The 20,358-nt window shown below is 65.5% G+C and carries 13 protein-coding genes and 4 pseudogenes; 5 read left to right on the forward strand and 12 right to left on the reverse strand.

Features of this window, described 5'->3' with window-relative positions; genetic code table 11:
* The 5 genes and pseudogenes from ALC15_RS45610 to ALC15_RS36315 form a co-directional block, all read right to left on the reverse strand.
* A pseudogene (locus ALC15_RS45610) lies at positions 1-202 on the reverse strand (OmpA family protein); the annotation flags it as partial.
* Positions 203-773: 571 nt separating this feature from the next.
* Positions 774-1,160: a VOC family protein gene (locus ALC15_RS36300; protein WP_050631429.1), complete on the reverse strand. Its 387-nt coding sequence runs from the start codon at positions 1,158-1,160 to the stop codon at positions 774-776.
* 109 nt (positions 1,161-1,269) lie between these two features.
* Positions 1,270-2,096, reverse strand: a pseudogene (locus ALC15_RS36305) (FkbM family methyltransferase).
* A gap of 61 nt (positions 2,097-2,157) precedes the next feature.
* Positions 2,158-4,224 carry an ABC transporter ATP-binding protein/permease gene (locus ALC15_RS36310; RefSeq protein ID WP_200914731.1) on the reverse strand — a complete coding sequence of 689 codons (2,067 nt, stop codon included), beginning with the start codon at positions 4,222-4,224 and terminating at the stop codon, positions 2,158-2,160.
* Between the two features lie 98 nt (positions 4,225-4,322).
* A complete protein-coding gene (locus ALC15_RS36315) occupies positions 4,323-6,467 on the reverse strand; it encodes a hybrid sensor histidine kinase/response regulator (protein ID WP_094194336.1) in 2,145 nt (714 codons plus the stop codon).
* A 352-nt stretch (positions 6,468-6,819) separates the two neighbouring features.
* On the opposite strand from ALC15_RS36315, the gene ALC15_RS36320 reads away from it, so the two are divergent.
* The 3 genes from ALC15_RS36320 to ALC15_RS36330 all read left to right on the forward strand — a co-directional run bounded on the left by ALC15_RS36320 (position 6,820) and on the right by ALC15_RS36330 (position 11,836).
* Positions 6,820-7,107 carry a FeoA family protein gene (locus ALC15_RS36320; RefSeq protein ID WP_050631430.1) on the forward strand — a complete coding sequence of 96 codons (288 nt, stop codon included), beginning with the start codon at positions 6,820-6,822 and terminating at the stop codon, positions 7,105-7,107.
* On the forward strand, positions 7,104-8,978 hold the full coding sequence (gene feoB / locus ALC15_RS36325; RefSeq protein WP_050631431.1) for a ferrous iron transporter B: 1,875 nt from the start codon (positions 7,104-7,106) through the stop codon (positions 8,976-8,978). Before ALC15_RS36320 ends, feoB begins: the two co-directional genes overlap by 4 nt.
* 104 nt (positions 8,979-9,082) lie before the next feature.
* Positions 9,083-11,836: a bifunctional acetate--CoA ligase family protein/GNAT family N-acetyltransferase gene (locus tag ALC15_RS36330; RefSeq protein ID WP_050631432.1), complete on the forward strand. Its 2,754-nt coding sequence runs from the start codon at positions 9,083-9,085 to the stop codon at positions 11,834-11,836.
* 28 nt (positions 11,837-11,864) lie between these two features.
* On the opposite strand, the gene ALC15_RS36335 is transcribed toward ALC15_RS36330, so the two are convergent.
* The 5 genes and pseudogenes from ALC15_RS36335 to ALC15_RS36355 form a co-directional block, all read right to left on the reverse strand.
* Positions 11,865-12,650: a succinate dehydrogenase iron-sulfur subunit gene (locus ALC15_RS36335; RefSeq protein ID WP_244486416.1), complete on the reverse strand. Its 786-nt coding sequence runs from the start codon at positions 12,648-12,650 to the stop codon at positions 11,865-11,867.
* An 18-nt stretch (positions 12,651-12,668) separates the two neighbouring features.
* Positions 12,669-14,510: a succinate dehydrogenase flavoprotein subunit gene (sdhA, locus tag ALC15_RS36340; RefSeq protein ID WP_050631433.1), complete on the reverse strand. Its 1,842-nt coding sequence runs from the start codon at positions 14,508-14,510 to the stop codon at positions 12,669-12,671.
* A 3-nt stretch (positions 14,511-14,513) separates the two neighbouring features.
* Entirely contained in the window at positions 14,514-14,888 is a 375-nt protein-coding gene (gene sdhD / locus ALC15_RS36345) for a succinate dehydrogenase, hydrophobic membrane anchor protein (protein ID WP_094194339.1), read from the reverse strand.
* A 14-nt stretch (positions 14,889-14,902) separates the two neighbouring features.
* A pseudogene (sdhC, locus tag ALC15_RS36350) lies at positions 14,903-15,300 on the reverse strand (succinate dehydrogenase, cytochrome b556 subunit).
* 228 nt (positions 15,301-15,528) lie between these two features.
* Entirely contained in the window at positions 15,529-16,431 is a 903-nt protein-coding gene (locus ALC15_RS36355) for a LysR family transcriptional regulator (protein ID WP_244486420.1), read from the reverse strand.
* A gap of 152 nt (positions 16,432-16,583) precedes the next feature.
* Here ALC15_RS36355 and ALC15_RS36360 point away from each other — a divergent pair.
* Positions 16,584-17,443: pseudogene (locus ALC15_RS36360) on the forward strand (sulfite exporter TauE/SafE family protein).
* 110 nt (positions 17,444-17,553) lie between these two features.
* Here ALC15_RS36360 and ALC15_RS43725 read toward each other — a convergent pair.
* Complete coding sequence (locus ALC15_RS43725) at positions 17,554-17,946, reverse strand: hypothetical protein (RefSeq protein ID WP_128089677.1); 393 nt, start codon at positions 17,944-17,946, stop codon at positions 17,554-17,556.
* Between the two features lie 26 nt (positions 17,947-17,972).
* On the reverse strand, positions 17,973-19,502 hold the full coding sequence (locus ALC15_RS36365; protein WP_050631435.1) for a malonate--CoA ligase: 1,530 nt from the start codon (positions 19,500-19,502) through the stop codon (positions 17,973-17,975).
* Positions 19,503-19,589: 87 nt separating this feature from the next.
* Here ALC15_RS36365 and ALC15_RS36370 point away from each other — a divergent pair, with 87 nt between their 5' ends.
* A complete protein-coding gene (locus ALC15_RS36370; protein WP_050631436.1) occupies positions 19,590-20,351 on the forward strand; it encodes an SDR family oxidoreductase in 762 nt (253 codons plus the stop codon).
* The last annotated feature ends 7 nt before the right edge of the window (positions 20,352-20,358 follow it).

The following is a 20,358-nucleotide window of genomic DNA, read 5'->3' on the forward strand; positions in this document are numbered from 1 at the left end:
GCGGCGCAGCGGCGGGCGGCGCTGGATGGGCGGGAGCGCCCGGTGCCGGTCGCGGCTTCGGCTTTCCGTCAGGTCCGAGCTCTTCCTTTGGCTGCGCCTGTGCGACGACCAGCGGCGAAGTTTGTGCGTGCGACGCGGAGGTTGCGAATTGCATCACCGTCAGCGCAGTCGTGGCGAGCAGCACGAGACGAAGCTTTGTCATGGTATTGGAGTCCCCGGGGCGGAAAGTCTGGGCAGGAGAGAAAGTGAGAGCCGAACAATTCGGCAGGACGATGAATTGCCAGCCGTTAGGCCGGATTGTGGCGAGCGCCGAATCATCGACGAAGTTTATTTCGACATTATAACGGGTTGCATGTGTCTTTGTTCACTGGACATTCAGAAGAAACGCTTCGACACATTCGCAATCGATTTGGAACTAAGGCGCGAGGGTGACTTACCGCCCGGGCGGACGATCTGTCGCAGGCGGCGGGCCGGATGGTCCAGGCGGCCCGCGCACCGGTGATTCGTCGGGGGTGTTGCCGGGCAACTCGTCCGGCCGCGGCGGCTCGCCCGGTTCGCGCACGGGCGGCGGAATTTCAGGCTGCGGATTGCCCGGCGGAATCCCAGGCGGCGGTTCGCTCGGATTGCTCGGCGTCGCCGGCGGGATCTCGGGGGGGCTCGATCGGCATCACATCGAGGCCCCGTGGCCGATGCCAAGTCGCGTCGCGTGCATTGATCGCTCCGTTGTCGTTCGAAGCGATAACGGATCGCGCGCCGCGCCGTTCCTGCCGGCGTTATCCTGGTGCGTGGCAGACCGCCTCGATGTTGTGGCCGTCGGGATCGAGCACGAACGCGCCGTAATAGTTCGGGTGATAATGCGCGCGAATGCCCGGCGCGCCGTTGTCGCGGCCTCCGGCCGCCATCGCGGCCTTGTAGAAGGCGTCGACGGTAGCGCGGTCCTTGGCGGTGATGGCGATGTGCACCGGCTTGTTCATCGCGCCTTCGCCGCCGATCCAGAAATCCGGCTTGCCGTTGGCGCCGAAGCCTGCCGCCGGCGCGTGGCCGGTGACTTCCGCAGGCACTTCCATGATCAGGCCGTAGTCGAGCGGTGCCAGCGCGGTCTGGTAGAACGCCTTCGCGCGTTCGTAGTCAGAGACCGAAAAGCCGATATGGTCGATCATCGCGAGCCTCCCTTGTTGCATCCGCGCTCTCGCTTCACCTCACCTTTTAAGGGGCTTCAGGGGAAGGAGAAGATTGTTCGGTGCGACCGGCCTCAGCCGCGCGCAAGTCTCAGCTCCGCACCAGCAGCGTGTTGCTTCGCGTCCGGCCCTGATCGACGTAACCACGCGTGTGCATGTCCGCAATGCAGTCGTCGGTCCATTCGTCCTTCGACAGATGCTCGATCACGACCGCGCGCGGCCACAGTTGCTCCGGCGCGTCGCGGAAGAAGCCGACCAGCACACGATCCTCGAAACCTTCGACGTCGATCTTCAGCGCATCGACCTTGTCAGCGCCGGCCTCCTCGAGGATGCGTTGCAGCCGCAGCGACGGCACCTTGAATGCCTTGCCGGTGGGCGTGCCGGTGACGATGTGGCTGGCACCGAGATTGTCGCCGTCGGTCTCGATCATCAGCTCGCCGTCGGTGGGGCCTGCGGCCGCGGCGACCAGGTGCACCTGCGGAAAGCCTGAGGCCTGGGTGTTGAATTTGAGCCGCGCATGCGTGATCGGATGCGGCTCGATCGCGATCACCTTGCCATCGGGTCCGACATCGCGCGCCAGCGCCAGCGCATAGGTGCCGACATTGGCGCCGAGATCGACGAAGGTGCCGCCGGCGCCGACATGGCGGCGCAGGAACGCGAGTCTTCGAGGTTGTAGTCGGGATTAAACAGCGCGCCGCGCTCGGTCGCGCTGTGCTGGTGATGGAAGCGGAACGATGCGCCCTGGTAGGTCACATCGAGCGGTCCCGCGCCGAGCAGATTGACAAGCCGCGACAGCCATGGCCGGAACGCGCCGCGCCTCAATCCGGTGCGATGCGCAAGCCGGATGATGGCGGCCTGCGCCGCATTGGGCGCCAGGGCGCCGAACGGCGCCGGCGAAATGTCGTTGCTGGGGATCACGCACTGCCCTCGTCAAAAGCGGCGCATGCATAGCCGGTTTTGACGGGAGCGCCAACGCCCGTTATGCGGCCTTGGCCGAAGCTCGACGATTCCGCAGGAAGCGCCCGAGCAGCTTTCGCTTGCCCTTGCGCGGGATGAGGTCGACGTCACTGACCAGCTTGGCGCCGCCCTTGCGGCGCTCCAGCACGATCTTGCGGCTGTGAAACGCTTCGAGCTCGACGCGATGAGCGACGCTGACGATGGTCGCGTTCGGCAACTCCGCCGTCACCATCTCCATCATCTTGTCCTGGCTCTTCTCGTCGAGCGCGGAGGTCGCCTCGTCGAGCACGACGATGTCGGGGTTGTGCAGCAGCAGGCGCGCAAACGCGAGCCGCTGCTTCTCGCCGCCGGACAGCGTCTGGTCCCAGGGTGCGTCTTCCTCGATCTTGTCCTTCAGATGGTCGAGGCCGACCTTGTGCAGGGCGTCGCCGATCTGCTCGACGTTCCAGTCCTCCGCCGCGCCGGGATAGGCCACCGCCCGCCGCAGCGTGCCCGAAGGCACGTACGGCTTTTGCGGCAGCATGAACAGGCGGCGGTCCGCATGCAGTCCGACACTGCCGCCGCCCCACGGCCATAGGCCGGCAATGGCGCGGACCAGCGTGCTCTTGCCGGTGCCGGATTCGCCGGCGACCAGCAGCCGTTCTCCCGCATCGATCGCGACTTCGGTTTCGCCGACCACGGCCGTGCCGTCATCGAGCGTGACCGAGAGGTCGTTGAGACTCAGCATGGCCTCGCCCTCGGTCTCGCCGCGTTTGATGCGGCCGAAGCCGTCGCCGGTCTCGGCGCGCTCGAGCCCGTCGAGCGACATCATCAGCGACGCGATGCGGCGTGCGCACGCGTTCCAGTCGGCGAGCCTCGGATAATTGTCGACTAGCCAGCCGAACGCAGTCTGCACGATGGTGAAGGCGGAGGCCGCCTGCATCACCTGGCCCAGCGTCATGCTGCCGTCGAGGAACTTTGGCGCGCACAACAGCAAGGGCACGACCGGCGCGATGAGATTCGATCCCTGCGAAACGAGCGTCGTGCGCATATGCTGCCCGGCGAGCCGCGCCCATTGCCGCAGCACGTTCGAGAATGTCCTGTCGATGCCGTCGCGCTCTTCGGTCTCGCCGCCGAGCAGCGCGATGCTTTCGCCGTTCTCGCGCACGCGGGTCAGCGTGTAGCGGAATTCGGCTTCCGCCTGGTTCTTGTCCTCGGATATCTGCACGAAGCGGCGACCGATCACCATGATCGAGCCGGACGCAATGGCGGCGTAGATGATCGCGGCAATCACCAGGAAGCCCGGGATGGTGATGGACGAGCCGCCCAGCGTCACCGTCAGCGCGCCGCCGATCGTCCAGAGCACGACGATGAACGTGATGGCGGACAGCAGCGCCGACGTCACGCCGGCGATGAAATCGACCGGTGAGTCGGTCGCGATTCGCAGATCCTCGGCGATGCGGTATTCCGGATTCTTGTGATCGCCGTCGACGAGGTTGAGCTGGTAGTAGCGGCCGTTCGCCAGCCAGCGCGACACCACGGCGTTGGTCAGCCAGGCGCGCCAGCGCCGTTGAATCCCCATGCGGCCGAATACCTGCGCGACGCCCAGCAGGACGCTGCCGATCGCGAGCGGAAAGAAGATCGCGGTGAGGTGGAAGACGCTGACCGAATCCCGCTTCTCGATCGCATCGAAGATCGCGCGATTCCAGACGTTGATGCCGTACTGGACGGCGACGTTGGCGACGATCAGCAGCAGCAGGCCGATCGTGAACAGCCACGCCAGCCGGTCGCCATTGCGGCCCCAGTAGCCGCGCGCGGTGATCCAGAATCGGGTCAGCAGATAGTCTTTGCGCGCCTGTTCGGCTTCTTCGGGCGACAGTTCGGGATCGGGTTCGAGGATTTCAGGCGGCGGCGGTTCGACATGGTCGCCGTTTTCGGCAATGACCTCGACAAATTCCGATTTGTCGTCCGCTTTCTTGTCGTCCGCTCCGCTCGGTGCAGCGTTGCCGTCCGCAGCACTGCCGCGCTTCGCTCTCGCGTTCCGAGGCAAGGTGGCCTTGGCCGGCGAGGGCCTGTTCGACGATCCGGATTTTGCCTCAGCCTTACCCATCGCGCGACAACGCGAGGGAAATCACAAGGTTCCAGTGCGGTTCCGAGGCATGCAGAATGACCGGACGAAGCGTGCTGAGCTGTGCCAGCGCAATCACCTCACCCCGCCGGCGCCTGATCCCGCCGCAGCCGGCGCGAGCGCGCGGCCTTGTGCAGCATGCGCGCCAGCTGCTCGGCCGAATAGGGTTTCTGCAGCAGCTCGAAGCCGCCGCTGCCCTGCTGCGACAGCACCTGGCTGTAGCCGGAGGCGAGCACGATCGGCAGATCGAGCCGCTGCCGGCGGATCTCCTCGGCAAGCTCGATGCCGCTCATGCCGGGCATCACGACATCGGTGAACACGAGGTCGAACCGGCCGGGGTCGACGGTCAGCTCCTCCAGTGCGTGGGTGGCGTTCTCCACCAGCACGCAGGTGCAACCGAGCTGGGTCAGCGTGTCGGCGGCGAACTTTCCGACCTCGGCATTGTCCTCGACGATCAGGACCGTTGCGCTGGTCGGATCGACCGAAGGCGCATCCTCCATGAGCGGCGATTGCGCGCTGTGCTTGCCGACGACGCGCGGGAGATACAGCGTGAATGTCGAGCCCTTCCCGACCTCGCTGCTCACAGTGACCTCGCCGCCGGACTGCTTGGCGAAGCCGAACACCTGCGACAGGCCGAGGCCGGTACCGTGACCGACCTCCTTGGTGGTGTAAAACGGCTCGAAGATGCGGCCGAACAGCTCCTGCGGAATTCCGACGCCGGTGTCGGCCACCGACACCGCAACATGGCCGTGCGGGCTCGGCGGCGTGCTGGTCTCGGACGGCAGATTGTCCACGGCGCGGACCGCGATCGTGAGCCGGCCGACGCCGTCCATGGCGTCGCGCGCATTCACCGCCATATTGATGATGGCGGTCTCGAACTGGCCGGCGTCGGCGTTGACGAGGCAGGTCTGGTCCGGCACCTGCGCCGTGATCTCGATGCGCGAGCCGATCAGGGTCGCGATCATCTCGCTTAGGGTGCGGACGTTCTGGCAGGCATCGAACACCTCGGGCTTGAGCGTTTGCCGGCGCGCGAACGCAAGCAGCTGGTTGGTCAGCTTGGCGGCACGGTTCACCGTGTTGGAGATCGCATCGATGTAGCGCTGCCGCCGCGGCTCCGGTAGGTCCGGCCGCCGCAACATGTCGACCGACGCGCGGATCACGGTGAGTAGATTGTTGAAGTCGTGTGCGACGCCGCCGGTCAGTTGCCCGAGGGCTTCCAGCCGCTGGCCATGCCGCAATGCCTCCTCGGCTTCGATACGCTTGTTGGCCTCCTCCTCCAGGCGCTCGGTTCGCTGATAGGCGAGCACCAGCAAGCCGAACAGCAGCGCGGTGGCCGGGATGCCGAAGATCAGGTGCTGGGCCATGGTCGTGATCCAGCGCGCCCGGATCGCCAAGGTTTCCAGGCCGGCGCTGACATAGATCGGGTATTCGGCCAGCCGCTCATAGCGCATGCGCCGTTCGATGCCATCGACCGGGGAGCGGATCGTCATGGTGCCGGCCTGCGGATTGGCGGCCATCTGCTGTCCGAGCGGCCCGCTCGGCTCGAACCTGGCGTCGTGGTCGACGACCGGGAAGTGCGCCAGCACCGCGCCGTCGGTCCGGATCAGCGCCAGGAAGCTGCCGGGCTCGCGGCCGATCCGCGCATAGAAGTTTTCGAAATACTCCGGAAGCACCGAAGCCTGGATCACGCCGGCAAAGCTGCCGTCCGGGTTGCTGCGGCGCCGGCCGACGCTGAAGAACCGCGCGCCCTGATAGGGCGGCCGCGGGGTCAAGACCTCGCCGATATAGGTGCCGATGTCGCGCTCGACATGGATCCGGAAGTAGTCCCGATCCGAGAAATCGATGTCGGGAGCCGGCTCCACCAGGCTGTTGACCAGGGCATGGCCGCTGGCATCGAACACCCAGATCGATTTCACCTGGGGAAGCGTCTCGGCAACCTGGCGCAGCCGCTCGTGCAGGCTCTTCTCGCGCGCGACGATCTCGGCATCGCTCATGCCGCGGACGACCTCGGTGACCTCGCCGAGGCTGCGGTCGATGGTCTCGAACACCTTGAGCGCGTGTTCATGGGTGACGTCGAGGGTCCGCTGGATTTCCTGGTCGGCGGCCTCGCTGGTCGAGATCCGGGACATCGCCGAAGCGAACAGGAACAGCGCCAGCGGAAGGGCCAGCGAGCCAGCCATCATCCATTGCAGCAGTCTCAGCGAATTGCGTGGTGCGGTCGGCACGGGCGCTCCGGCTCCTTGCAGACCTTAACGCAAACCATTGTGCCGGAGGAAGCAAATCCCCGTCCCGGATCGCCGTATCGGAAGCTCGTCCGCGTCTGCGGGCAACGAAAGTCGGTTCGGGGCGCTCGGTCGGCTGCCGGGTCGAACTCAGGCCCGGCGCGGCGGGGCGATGACCGCCGGCCTGGCGGGGCCGGCCACGCCGCCCGCGGGGATCACGACCTCGTTAGCAGGAGCGCGGCAGTCAAGCGGAAAATCGGCCGGGAAGACGATCGGAGACGCTCTTTTTAGGGGTTCTAAAACCTCTCACGGGCAAATGCTTGACCCTGTGACTACCTGCTGAAAAACAGGCCGCATGACAGGCGATCCAGACACTTCCCAGGACATTCTTCACGATATCCGGCTCGGGCATGCGGATCGCGGTTTTGTCGGCAAGATCATCAGGCTCGATGCGCTCGTGACGGGCTCATCGCTCTCTCCGCAGGAGCTGGAGCAGCGCCTGGTCGAGATGGGATTTGTGGAAGGCGCGCGCGTGGAAATCCTGCATGAAGGCACGATCCGGCGGGACCCGATCGCGGTGCGCGTCGACAACATCACGATCGCGCTGCGCCGGAGCGAAGCCATGGCCGTGATCGTCGAATGACAACTGCATCCCTGCGCCTGGCGCTGGTCGGCGCGCCGAACACCGGCAAGACGTCGCTGTTCAACAGCCTGACCGGCAGCCGCCAGAAGGTCGCCAATTATCCGGGCGTCACGGTCGAGCGCAAATCCGGCGGCTTCGTCACGCCGGAGGGCCGCAGCGTCACCGTGCTCGACTTGCCCGGCACCTATTCGCTGCGCGGCCGCAGCCCGGACGAGGAGATCACCCGCGACATCGTGCTCGGCCGCTTCGACGGCGAGGCGGTGCCCGACCTCATGCTCTGCGTTGCGGACGCCACCAATCTGCGGCTGACCCTTCGGCTGGTGCTCGAGCTGAAGCGCGTCGGCCGGCCGATGATGCTCGTGCTCAACATGATCGACATCGCAAGGCGGCGCGGCGTGACGATCGATCTCGATCGGATGTCGCAGGAGCTCGGCCTGCCGATCGTGACCTCGGTCGCGGTTCGCAAGGGCGGTGTCGACGAACTCCTGAAGCGGACCGACGAATTCCTGGCGAAGTCGCATGAGGCGGCGGCCAGCGAGTGGACGACGCCGACGATTGCCGACCTCAAGGCGGCGCAGCGCGAGGCGGATCGCATCATCGCGGCGGTGGTGACGCTGCCGACCAAGCCGGACACGCTGACCAACCGGATCGATTCGGTCGTGCTGCATCCGGTCTGGGGTCTCGTGATCCTGGCCGTGATCCTGTTCGTGATGTTCCAGGCGGTGTTCACCTGGGCGCAGCCGGCGATGGAGCTGCTGTCGGACGGTTTTGCCGCGCTCGGGCAGCTGATCCATGACCTGATGCCCGCAGGCTGGGGCCTGTTGCAGAGCTTCCTGCAGAACGGCCTGATCTCGGGCGTCGGCAGCGTCATCGTGTTCCTGCCGCAGATCATCATCATCTTCCTGTTCATCCTGCTGCTGGAAGATTTCGGCTACATGGCGCGCGCCGCGTTCCTGATGGACCGCATCATGGGTGGCGCCGGGCTGCATGGCCGCGCCTTCATTCCGCTGCTGTCGAGCTTCGCCTGCGCCATTCCCGGCATCATGGCGACGCGGGTGATCGACAACCGCCGCGACCGCCTGACCACGATCCTGATCGCGCCGCTGATGACCTGCTCGGCGCGGATTCCGGTCTATACGCTGATCATCTCGGCCTTCGTTCCGGCGACCACGCTGTGGGGCTTCGTCAATCTGCAGGGGCTCGTGATGTTCGGCCTCTATGCCGCTGGGATCACCAGCGCGCTGACGGTCTCGGCGATCGCGAAATTCTTCCTGTGGCGCGACCACGCGCCAGCGCCGTTCATGCTGGAATTGCCCGACTACAAGATGCCGCGGCTGCGCAGCATCGCGATCGGCGTATTCACCCGCGCCAAGATGTTCCTGTATCGCGCCGGCACCACGATCCTCTCGATGATGGTGCTGATCTGGTTCCTGGCGTCGTTCCCGCAAGCGCCCGCCGGGGCCGAGGGGCCGGCGATCAACTACAGCTTCGCGGCGATGATCGGCCACGCGCTCGAGCCGCTGCTGCGGCCGATCGGCTTCAACTGGCAGATCGCGGTGGCGCTGATCCCGGGCATGGCGGCGCGCGAGGTCGCGGTCGCCGCGCTCGGCACCGTCTATTCGATCGAGGGCGGCAAGGAGGCGGCCGATCAGATCGGCCAGGTGCTGGCGCAGAAATGGACGCTGGCGACCGCGCTGTCGCTCCTGGTCTGGTACATCTTCGCCCCGCAATGCGCCTCGACGCTCGCGGTGATCCGCCGCGAGACCGGCGGCGCGAAGTGGATGGTGGTGACGTTCATCTACATGCTCGCGCTGGCCTATGCCGCAAGCTTCCTGACCTTCAATTTGGCGCAGGCGCTCGGCCTTCATTGATAAGAGCCGTTGTGGCGGCAATGGGTGCAACAGGCCGAACGACGAAGTAGAGTTCATCCGGGGGCGCCTCACGCGCATCCTCGGGTTCCCTGCGAGACCATGCAATGTCGACCTACGGCCTGGAGCGGCTCTTTTCGCCTCGAAGCATCGCGGTGGTCGGCGGTAGCCCGCGTCCGTCATCGCTCGGCGCAGCCGTGCTGCGAAACGTCAGGGCGAGCGGCTTTGCCGGCAAGGTCGGCGTCGTCAACCGGCAGTATGCCGATGTCGATGGCGTGCCGACCGTTCCGGACCTGAAGTCGCTGCCATTCGTTCCGGATCTCGTCGTCATCAGCGCGCCGCCGGCCGCGGTCCCGGAGATCGTGGCGGAGGCCGCCTTGGCGGGGGTTGCCGGCGCCGCGATCCTGTCGGCTGGTCTCGGCTACGGCGCGGGGTCGCTTGCGGAGCTTGCAGGGCAGACGGCGCGGCGGCACGGCATGCGCCTGATCGGGCCGAATTGCCTCGGCGTCATGGTGCCGCGCGCCAAGCTCAATGCAAGCTTCGCCTCGCATCAGCCGCCCGATGGACATGTCGCGCTGATCTCGCAGTCCGGCGCCGTCGCGTCGGCGATGATAGAATGGGCGGCGGAGCGGCGGCTCGGCTTCTCCGGTATCGCCTCGATCGGTGACCAGCTCGACGTCGACGTCGCCGACCTCCTGGATTATTTCGCGCTCGACGATCATACCAACGCCATCCTGATCTACCTCGAGGCGGTCAAGGATGCGCGCAAGTTCATGTCGGCGGCGCGCGCCGCGGCGCGCATGAAGCCGGTCATCGTCGTCAAGTCCGGCCGGATGGCGCAGGGGGCGAAGGCCGCCGCGACCCACACCGGTGCGCTGGCCGGTTCGGATGCGGTCTATGACGCCGCGTTCCGCCGCGCCGGCATGCTGCGCGTCTACGACCTTCGCCAGCTGTTCGATTGTGCCGAGCTGCTCGGCCGCGGCTTCGTGCCGCGCGGCAACCGGCTCGCGATCCTGACCAATGGCGGCGGGCTCGGCATCCTCGCGACCGACCGGCTGGCCGAGCTCGGCGGCGTTCCCGCGACGCTGATGCCGCAGACCATTGCGCGGCTCGATGAGTTGCTGCCGCAGGGCTGGTCGTGCGCCAATCCGGTCGACATCGCGGGGGATGCCGATGCCGCCCGTTATGTGGTGGCGCTCAACGCGCTGCTCGATGACGCCAACAACGACGCCATCCTGGTCGCGAATGTGGAAACCGCGGTGGCGCCCGCCGTGGGAATTGCCGAGGCCGTGGCGCAATGCGTGCGTGACCGCAGGACCAAGCGCAGCGCAGTCGCCGCACTGGTGCTCGCGGCATGGGTCGGCGCCGACGAGCGCACCGGCGCGATCTTCGAGGCGGCGCGGATTCCGCATTTCCCGACCGAGGACGATGCGGTTCGCGCCTTCATGTATCTGGTGCGCTACCGTGAGGCCTCTACGGCGCTCGCGGCGACCCCGCCCGGCGTCGCGTCGGTGTTCACGCCGGAGACGGCGGCGGCGCGGCACGTCGTCATGAATGCGCTGTCGGAAGGACGGGCATGGCTCGATCCGGCCGAGATCGTCGCCCTGTTCAAGGCCTATCGCATTCCGATCGTGACGACGCTGGTCGCCGACAGTGCCGAGGATGCTGCCGAGATGGCGGCGCCATTCCTCGCCGAGGGACATGCGATCGTGGTCAGGGTGTTCTCGCGCGACATCAGGCACGCGTCCGATGTCGGCGGCGTCATCCTCGACCTGCGCACCAGGGACAGTGTGATCGAGGCCGCCAGGACGGTTTTGAAGCGCGCACGAAGCGCGCGGCCCGACGCCATCCTGCAAGGCGTGACGATCCAGCCGATGATCGTGCGGCGCGCTGCGCGCGAATTGATCCTCGGCATCGCCGACGATCCGACCTTCGGCCCGGTGATCGTGTTCGGTCGCGGCGGCCCCGCGGTCGAGGTGATCAACGACAGGGCGCTGGCGCTGCCGCCGCTCGACATGAATCTCGCCCATGAGCTGGTCGGACGCACGCGTGTCTCGCGGTTGCTCGGCGGCTATGGCGATGTGCCGGCCGTCCCGGCCGAATTGGTGCCGCTCACCTTGGTCAAGTTGGCGCAAATGGCCGCCGACATTCCCGAGGTCGCCGAGCTCGACATCAATCCGATGCTGGCGGACGAGACCGGCGTGCTCGCGCTCGATGCGAGGGTCGCGATCCGCAAGCCCACCCGGCTGTTCGCCGGCCAGACCAGGCTCGCGGTCAGGCCCTATCCGTCGCAATGGGAGGGCGAGCTCGCGTTACGTGACGGCTCGCGCGTCACGGTGCGCCCGATGCGGCCGGAGGACGAGCCGATGGTCGATGGCTTCTTCAAGCGCGTGAGTGCCGAGGACCTCAGGCTGCGCTTCTTCCATGCGATGAAGGAATTTTCGCACGCGTTCATCGCGCGGCTCACCCAGCTCGACTATGCGCGCGCGATGGCCTTCGTGGCGCTCGATCCAGTGAGCGGCGAGATGATGGGCGCGGTGCGGCTGCATTCGGACTCGCTGTACGAGAACGCCGAATACGCGATCCTGCTGCAGTCCGATCTCAAGGGCAAAGGGCTCGGCTGGGCGCTGATGCAGCTCCTGATCCACTATGCGCAGTCGGAGGGACTGAAGCGGCTGTCCGGCCAGGTGCTCACCGAGAACACCACGATGATCGGGATGTGCCGCGATCTCGGCTTCACCGTGACGATGGATCCGGAGGATCACAGCATCGTCGACGTCGTGCTCGACCTCCGCAAGCCGGGGATCGATGCGGTCGGTGCCGATATCCTGATCCGGCCCACGGCGACTGGCGGCTCATAACAGCAGCGCCAGTCGCGGTCGCGGCAGATCAGATCTGGCGTTCGACCATCTTGAACTTGAGCTCGGCGATCGCCTCGGAGGGGTTGAGGCCCTTCGGGCACGCCTTGGCGCAGTTCATGATGGTGTGGCAGCGATAGAGACGGAACGGATCTTCGAGATTGTCGAGCCGCTCGCCGGTCGCTTCATCGCGCGAATCCGTGACCCAGCGCGTTGCCTGCAGCAAGCGGCGGGGCCGAGGAAGCGTTCGCTGTTCCACCAGTAGCTCGGGCACGAGGTCGAGCAGCAGGCGCACAGGATGCACTCGTAGAGACCGTCGAGCTTCTCGCGGTCCTCGTGGCTCTGCCTCCATTCCTTTTGCGGTCGTCGGCGTCGTGGTCTTCAGCCACGGCTCGATCGAGGCATACTGGGCGTAGAAATTGGTGAGGTCGGGGACCAGATCCTTCACGACAGGCTGGTGCGGCAGCGGATTGACCTTCACCGCGCCGCCCGCGCCGACATCGTGCATCGACTTGGTGCAGGCCAGGGTGTTCTGGCCGTCGATGTTCATCGCGCAGGAGCCGCAGACGCCTTCGCGGCAGGAGCGGCGGAAGGTCAGCGTCGGGTCGACGTGGTTCTTGATCCAGATCAGGCCGTCCAGCACCATCGGACCGCAATCATGGGTGTCGACATAGTAGGTGTCGACGCTCGGATTCTTGCCGTCGTCCGGGTTCCAGCGATACACCCGGAATTCGCGGGTCTCGGTGGCGCCGGCCGGCTTCGGCCAGGTCTTGCCGCCGGAAATCTTCGAATTCTTCGGAAGTGCGAATTCAACCATGCTTGCTCGCCTTCGTTCTCAGTAGACCCGCGCCTTCGGCGGGATGTACTGCACGTCATTGGTCATCGTGTAGTCGTGGACCGGTCGATATTCGATCGCGGTCTTGCCGGCCGGGTCGATCCAGGTCAGCGTGTGCTTCATCCAGTTCTTGTCGTCGCGGGCCGAGAAGTCCTCGCGCGCATGCGCGCCGCGGCTCTCGGTACGGTTGGCCGCCGAATCCATCGTCACGACCGCCTGCACGATCAGATTGTCGAATTCCAGCGTCTCGATCAGGTCGGAATTCCACACCAGCGAGCGGTCGGAGACCGAGATGTCGCCGACACCGCCATAGACCTTGTGGATCAGGTTCTGGCCTTCCTGCAGCACGTCGCCGGTGCGGAACACCGCGCAATTGTTCTGCATCACATGCTGCATGCTGTCGCGCAGCTTCGCGGTCGGCGTGCCGCCGGAGGCGTGGCGGAAGTGATCGAGCCGGCCGAGCGCGAGGTCGGCGGAGTCCTTCGGCAACTCCGGCTGCTTGGCGTTCGCCGTCAGCTTGTCGGCAAGGCGCAGCGCGGCGGCGCGGCCGAACACCACGAGGTCGATCAGCGAGTTGGAGCCGAGGCGGTTGGCACCGTGCACCGAGACGCAGGCGGCTTCGCCGATCGCCATCAGGCCCGGCACCACCGAATTGTCGTCGCCGTTGCGCTTGGTCAGCACCTCGGCGTGATAGTTGGTGGCAATGCCGCCCATGTTGTAATGCACGGTCGGCACGATCGGGATCGGCTCGCGGGTGACATCGACATTGGCGAAGATCTTCGCCGATTCCGAGATGCCCGGCAGCCGTTCATGCAGCACCTTCGGATCGAGGTGATCGAGGTGCAGGAAGATGTGATCCTTCTTCTTGCCGACGCCGCGGCCTTCGCGGATCTCGATCGTCATCGCGCGCGAGACCACGTCGCGCGAGGCGAGGTCCTTGGCCGACGGCGCATAGCGCTCCATGAAGCGCTCGCCCTCGGAGTTGACGAGATAGCCGCCTTCGCCGCGGGCGCCTTCGGTGACGAGACAGCCCGAGCCGTAGATGCCGGTCGGATGGAACTGGACGAACTCCATGTCCTGCAGCGGCAGGCCGGCGCGCAGCACCATGCCGCCGCCGTCGCCGGTGCAGGTGTGGGCCGAGGTGCAGGAGGCGTAGGCACGGCCGTAGCCGCCAGTCGCCAGGATCGTGGTCTGGGCGCGGAAGCGATGCAGCGTGCCATCGTCGAGCTTGAGCGCGATCACGCCGCGGCAGACGCCCTGGTCGTCCATGATCAGGTCGATGGCGAAGAATTCGATGAAGAACTCGGCCGCGTGGCGCAGCGACTGGCCATACATCGTGTGCAGCATGGCGTGGCCGGTGCGGTCGGCCGCGGCGCAGGTGCGCTGCGCCTGGCCCTTGCCGTAGTCCATGGTCATGCCGCCGAACGGGCGCTGATAGATCTTGCCGTCCTCGGTGCGCGAGAACGGCACGCCCCAATGCTCGAGCTCGTAGACCGCGTCGGGCGCGTTGCGCACCATGTATTCGATCGCGTCCTGGTCGCCGAGCCAGTCCGACCCCTTCACGGTGTCGTACATGTGCCAGCGCCAATCGTCCGGATGCATGTTGCCGAGCGAGGCCGAGATGCCGCCCTGCGCCGCAACGGTGTGCGAGCGGGTCGGGAACACCTTGGTGATGCAGGCAGTGCGCAGTCCCGCTTCCGAGCAGCCGACCACGGCGCGCAGGCCCGCGCCGCCGGCGCCGACCACGACGACGTCGTAGGTGTGGTCCTGGATCGGATAGGCCTTGCCGTTCGTGGCCGGGCCACTCCCGTTGGTGGCCTTGCCGTTACCTTCGCCGGCCATGGGTCAAACTCCCGATGACAATTTGAGGATTGCGTAGATCGAGGCCAATGCGACCGCGACGCAGAAGAAGTTGTTGGCCATCACGCTGGCGATCTTCAGCTTCTCGTTGTGGATGTAGTCTTCGATCACGACCTGCATGCCGATCTTCATGTGCCAGGTGCTGGCGACGATGAAGAGCAGCAGGATGATGGCGATCGGGATCGAGCCGAGGATCTGCGCTGCGCCGGCATGGTTGCGGCCGATCAGCATGATCACGACGACGATCACGGGAACGATCAGCAGCGTCATCGCGACCGCGGTGAGGCGTTGACGCCAGAAATCGGAGGTGCCGGTATGCGCGGAGCCAAGGCCGCGGACGCGTTCCAGCGGCGTGCGCATCGAGGAAGGGCCGCTCATCGTCCACCTCCAACCGCATAGGCAATGATCCAGACCAGCACGGTCAGCGAGATGCCGGCGATCAGCGCGCCCCAGGTCAGCGCTTCGCGCTCATTAGCCTTGAACCCGTAGCCGAGATCCCAGACGAAATGCCGGATGCCGCTGCACAGATGGTGCATCAGCGCCCATGTGTAGCCGAACACGATCAACTTGCCGATCGCACTGCCGGTGAAGGCTGGACATTGGCATAGGCGGTGGGGCCGGAGGCGGCGGCGATCAGCCACCAGGCCAGCAGCAGGGTGCCGAAATAGAGTGCCAAACCTGTGGCACGGTGAACGATGGACAGCGCCATCGTCAGCGTCCACCGGTAGGTCTGCAAATGGGGTGAAAGCGGTCGTTCGATCCTGGCGGTCATCGGCGGGCTTTATGCTGTGAGGGACCGCGCCCGGCCCATCGGGGAACGCGGTAGAGGAGTTCTATTTACGGACTAGGATCACCCCGCGCAACGGCCAATTAGCCTTCGCTCGAACCGAAGTTCATTGTTAGACTTGCCGAATTCTGGTTGATCCGCAGCGTGGTATACTAAATGCAAGGCTAAGCGAACTAAGAAGTGAATCTTCGTTCGCTTGGGCGGCAGGCGCGTTCAGCTGGCCGTTGACGGGGTCCGGAAGGCGTCGATCCTGCCCCATTGTTCCACCAGATAATCGACGAATGCCCTGATCTTAGGCGACGCGAGGCGCGTCGGCTGACGCATCAAATGCAGCGGCGTCGGCGCCGGCTCATGGTCGATCAGCAGGCGCCGCAAGCGGCCGCACGCGAGATCGGACTGCACTTGCCACGACGGCACACGGACGATGCCCGCACCATCCCGCGCCGCAACAACCACCGCGTCGAGGCTATTCATCCAGAGCCGACCGGATATGCGGAATTTGCGACCCGTCTTCGAGCCGTCGGCAAAGCGCCATGCGGCGCTGCCGGGCGAATCGGAAAACACCAGGCAGTCATGATCAGCAAGATCGTCCGGCGTCTGCGGCTCGCCGCGCCGAGCCAGATAATCCGGCGCCGCGCACACGATCATCTGCAAATCGGTGAGCTTGCGCGTGATGAGCTGCGAGTCGCGCAAGCGGCCGATGCGGACAGCGAGATGGATATCCTCCTCGACCATGTCGACGGCGCGGTCGATCAACAGCAGGTCGACCGACAGCGCGGGATAGCGGCGAAGAAACTCGACCAGCATCGGTGCGATCACGAGCCGTCCGACCAGGCTCGGTGAGCTTAGTCGAATCCGGCCCGACGGCTGATGCGGGTCCCGCGCCAGCGCCGCCTCCATCTCCCTCACCTCGCCGAGAATCGATTTCGCGCGCTCGTAGAGAATTCGGCCATCGTCGGTCAGCGCGAGCTGGCGCGTGGTGCGCAGCAGCAGGCGGGTGCCGAACTGCTCTTCCAGCGCGCTGATCTGGCGGCTCACCGAAGTCAGCGAGCTCGGCAACGACCGCGCCGCCGCCGACAGGCTGCCGGTCTCGACCGCGCGGACAAAGGCCGCCATCGCCGCAAGCTGGTCCACGCTCGATCCTTCCGCAATCCGCAACAGAGCCTGCTCAAGAGCATAGATACTCCCGAATCCCAAAAGGGGCTATTGATCTGCGCGAACAGCCTCCCGGCATCCGCTATGGGCGCCCAACGAACACTGCGAAGGACATGATGGCCGGCCTCGACCCCAGGGAATTGCTCGAGCTTGCGTTGTTGCTAATCGCGGTCGGTGCGCTGTCCGGGTTTCTCGCCGGCCTGTTCGGGATCGGCGGCGGCGCGATCCTGGTGCCGGTGTTCTACGAATGCTTTCGCCTTGCCGGCGTCCCGCTCGAGGTGCGGATGCCGCTGTGCATCGGCACCTCACTCGCCATCATCATCCCGACCTCGCTGAGCTCGTTCCGCGCCCATTATCGCCGCGGCGCGGTTGACATGACGATCCTGAAGCGCTGGTGGCTGCCGATCATGATCGGCGTTGCCGCCGGCAGCGTCACCGCGCGCTTCGCGCCGGAGCGGCTGTTCAAGATCGTGTTCGTGATGGTGGCCTGGTCGGCGGCAGCGCGGCTGCTGTTGGCGCGCGAGACCTGGAAATTCGGCGACGACGTGCCGAAAGGTTTCCTGATGCGCGTCTATGGTTTCTTCGTCGGCCTGCTGTCGACGCTGATGGGCATCGGCGGCGGCCTGTTCGCCAATCTGCTGATGACGTTCTATGGCCGGCCGATCCATCAGGCGGTCGCGACCTCGTCCGCGCTCGCGGTGCTGATCTCGATCCCCGGCGCACTGGGTTATGTCTATGCCGGCTGGCCAGCGCCGCGCGCTTTCCGGACGTTGCCGCGCTGCAACTGCCGTTCGCGCTCGGCTACGTCTCCCTGATCGGCGCGCTTCTGGTGATGCCGACCACGCTCGTCACCGCCCCGCTCGGCGTGAGGATCGCGCACGCGCTGTCGAAGCGCGCGCTGGAGGTGGCGTTCGGGGCTTATCTCTTCATCGTCGGCGGACGGTTCGTGATCAGCCTGCTGGGCGGGCATTAACCGCACTCAGTCCTTCAACCGGACCTCGCTATTGCCCCAGCACCGCATATCGCCGACCCCCTTCGATACGATCCATATCGGAGAGCACCTTCAAGCGCGCCGCGGTCGCTTCATGACTGATAGCCCAGCCAGGTTCCTTGTAGCGTTCTTCTGCAATGGTCACGAACCACACGACCTTCCGCCACCGCGGCTTCAAAAGCGACATGATGACTTCGTCGAGTTGATCTTCGGTCCGAAGACGGAAGATTCACCTCGCTCCATGTCAATTCGCTGCAAAGTATGCGTGGCCTCTGTTCCTCCGTGGGTGGAAGCAAATCCGGATACTGCTCGCAAATCGGAAAGAGAAGCTTGTCCTCAAGATCCGCAATGACCGCCTGAACCGAAGCATGGAATCGAATCCGTTCCTGCTTGCCAAGCCCTGCGATGTTCCTTTCAGCCTCGTAAATTGCGTCCAAAGCATCGAAGACCTGCAGACAGATCTTCTCGGCATACTCGCGGTTCATCCTTCCCTCGCGAAATCCCGCTTTCCTCAGGCCTTCGAATAGATACCCTTATACGTATCGCGCAGAATGTTCTTCTGCACCTTGCCCATCGCGTTGCGCGGCAATTCGTCGACCACGAAGACGCGCTTGGGCATCTTGAATTTGGCGAGCCGCCCGTCGAGCGCCTTCAGCACCGAGGCCTCGCTGACATCGGCGCCCTTGTTGCAAACCAGGACGGCGGTGACGCCCTCGCCGAAATCGGCATGCGGCACGCCGATCACGGCGGATTCGATCACGCCCGGCATGGCGTCGATCTCGCTCTCGATCTCCTTCGGATAGACGTTGAAGCCGCCGGAGATCACGAGGTCCTTGCCGCGGCCGAGGATGTGGACATAGCCCTTGTCGTCGATCTTGCCGAGGTCGCCGGTGACGAAGAAGCCGTCGGCGCGGAATTCGGCCTTGGTCTTCTCCGGCATCCGCCAGTAACCCTGGAACACGTTCGGACCCTTGACCTCGATCATGCCGATGGTCTCGCGCGCCAGCTCCTTGCCGGTCTCGGGATCGGTGACCCGCACCGTCACGCCGGGCAGCGCGAAGCCGACTGCGCCAGGCACGCGGTCGCCCTCATAGGGGTTCGACGTGTTCATGTTGGTCTCGGTCATGCCGTAGCGTTCCAGCACGGCGTGGCCGGTGCGCGCCGACCATTCGCGATGGGTGTCGGCGAGCAGCGGCGCGGAGCCCGAGATGAACAGCCGCATGTGCTTGGTGGCGTCCTTGTTCAGGCCGGGGTTCTGCAGCAGGCGGGTGTAGAAGGTCGGCACGCCCATCATCACGGTGGCGCGCGCCATCAGCTTGAGGATCGCGTCCGGATCGAACTTCGGCAGGAAGATCATCGAGGCGCGTGCGAACAGCGTCACGTTGCTGGCCACGAACAGGCCGTGGGTGTGATAGATCGGCAGCGCGTGGATCAGCACGTCCTTGTCGGTGAAGCGCCAGTAGTCGACCAGCGAATAGGAGTTCGAGGCGAGATTGTCGTGCGACAGCATCGCGCCCTTGGAACGGCCGGTGGTGCCGGACGTGTAGAGGATCGCCGCGAGGTCGTTGTTTTCGCGCGGTACCGTCGCGAAGTCCTTCGGCGCCTTGTCGGCGGCTTCGGTGAGCGAGCCCTTGCCGGTTGGATCGAGCGTCTCGACCTTCGCGCCGACCTTGGCGGCGATCGCCTTGATGCCGTCAAGCTTGGCGGGATCGCAGACCACAAGCGCCGGCTCGGCGTCCGATATGAAGTATTCGAGCTCGTTCAGCGTATAGGCGGTATTGAGCGGCAGATAGACGCCGCCGGCGCGCACCGTGGCGAGATACAGCACCAGCGCCGAAACCGACTTCTCGGTCTGTGCCGCGACGCGGTCGCCCGGCTTGACGCCGCGCTCAACCAGCACGTTCGCCATCTGGCCGGCGCGCGCGATCAGATCGCCATAGGAGATGCGGCTGCCGTCGATCTGCTCGATCGCGAGCCGGTTGGGATCGTCGAGGCCGTCGAACAGGCGGGAAAACAGGTTGGCGTTGGTGGTCGTGTTCATGCAACATCCCCTGAGGGGCGAAAGCGCCGGTAACAGTCCGGCTGGATTAGCAAAAACGCCCTTCGGAAAGCAACGGAGACAGTTTGCATGACAAATCATGGGAAACGCGTGGCCTGGGTCACCGGCGGTGGAACGGGAATCGGTGAATCCGGGGCGGAATTCCTGGCTGCGGACGGCTGGACGGTGGTGGTTTCCGGCCGCCGCAAGGAAGAGCTCGACCGCGTGGTCGCCAACATCACGAAAAAGGGCGGCAAGGCGGAGGCGATCCCGCTCGACGTCAGCAACAAGGCCGACGTCAATAAGGCGGCCGAGGCGATCGTCGCCAGGCATGGCCGCATCGATCTCCTGGTCAACAGCGCCGGCATCAACGTGCCGAAGCGCAGCTGGGCCGACATGGAACTGGAAGGCTGGGACAAGCTCGTCGAGGTCAACCTCAACGGCGTGCTCTATTGCATGCGCGCGGTGCTGCCGACGATGCGCAAGCAGCAGGACGGCTGCATCATCAACGTCGCCTCCTGGGCCGGCCGTCACGTCTCGAAGATGCCGGGCCCGGCCTACACCACGACCAAGCACGCGGTGCTGGCGCTGACCCATTCCTTCAACATGGACGAATGCGTCAACGGCCTGCGCGCCTGCTGCCTATCGCCGGGCGAGGTCGCAACCCCGATCCTGAAGCAGCGGCCGGTGGTGCCGAGCGAGGCCGAGCAGGCCAAGATGCTGCAGCCCGAGGATTGCGGCCGCACCATCGCTTTCGTCGCCAGCATGCCGGCGCGGGTCTGCATGAACGAGATCCTGATCAGCCCGACCCACAACCGCGGCTTCATCCAGACGCCGGCGAACCGGGATTAGGCCGAGC

It is taken from the genome of Bradyrhizobium viridifuturi (assembly GCF_001238275.1).
Lineage (GTDB): Bacteria > Pseudomonadota > Alphaproteobacteria > Rhizobiales > Xanthobacteraceae > Bradyrhizobium > Bradyrhizobium viridifuturi.

What these genes read in the sequence shown, in the direction of transcription:
- ALC15_RS36300 (WP_050631429.1), bottom strand. Translation starts at nt 1,160, where the DNA reads ATGATCGACCATATCGGCTTTTCGGTCTCTGACTACGAACGCGCGAAG.
- ALC15_RS36310 (WP_200914731.1), bottom strand. Translation starts at nt 4,224, where the DNA reads ATGGGTAAGGCTGAGGCAAAATCCGGATCGTCGAACAGGCCCTCGCCG.
- ALC15_RS36320 (WP_050631430.1), top strand. Translation starts at nt 6,820, where the DNA reads ATGACAGGCGATCCAGACACTTCCCAGGACATTCTTCACGATATCCGG.
- feoB (WP_050631431.1), top strand. Translation starts at nt 7,104, where the DNA reads ATGACAACTGCATCCCTGCGCCTGGCGCTGGTCGGCGCGCCGAACACC.
- ALC15_RS36330 (WP_050631432.1), top strand. Translation starts at nt 9,083, where the DNA reads ATGTCGACCTACGGCCTGGAGCGGCTCTTTTCGCCTCGAAGCATCGCG.
- ALC15_RS36335 (WP_244486416.1), bottom strand. Translation starts at nt 12,650, where the DNA reads ATGGTTGAATTCGCACTTCCGAAGAATTCGAAGATTTCCGGCGGCAAG.
- sdhA (WP_050631433.1), bottom strand. Translation starts at nt 14,510, where the DNA reads ATGGCCGGCGAAGGTAACGGCAAGGCCACCAACGGGAGTGGCCCGGCC.
- sdhD (WP_094194339.1), bottom strand. Translation starts at nt 14,888, where the DNA reads ATGCGCACGCCGCTGGAACGCGTCCGCGGCCTTGGCTCCGCGCATACC.
- ALC15_RS36355 (WP_244486420.1), bottom strand. Translation starts at nt 16,431, where the DNA reads ATGGCGGCCTTTGTCCGCGCGGTCGAGACCGGCAGCCTGTCGGCGGCG.
- ALC15_RS43725 (WP_128089677.1), bottom strand. Translation starts at nt 17,946, where the DNA reads ATGAACCGCGAGTATGCCGAGAAGATCTGTCTGCAGGTCTTCGATGCT.
- ALC15_RS36365 (WP_050631435.1), bottom strand. Translation starts at nt 19,502, where the DNA reads ATGAACACGACCACCAACGCCAACCTGTTTTCCCGCCTGTTCGACGGC.
- ALC15_RS36370 (WP_050631436.1), top strand. Translation starts at nt 19,590, where the DNA reads ATGACAAATCATGGGAAACGCGTGGCCTGGGTCACCGGCGGTGGAACG.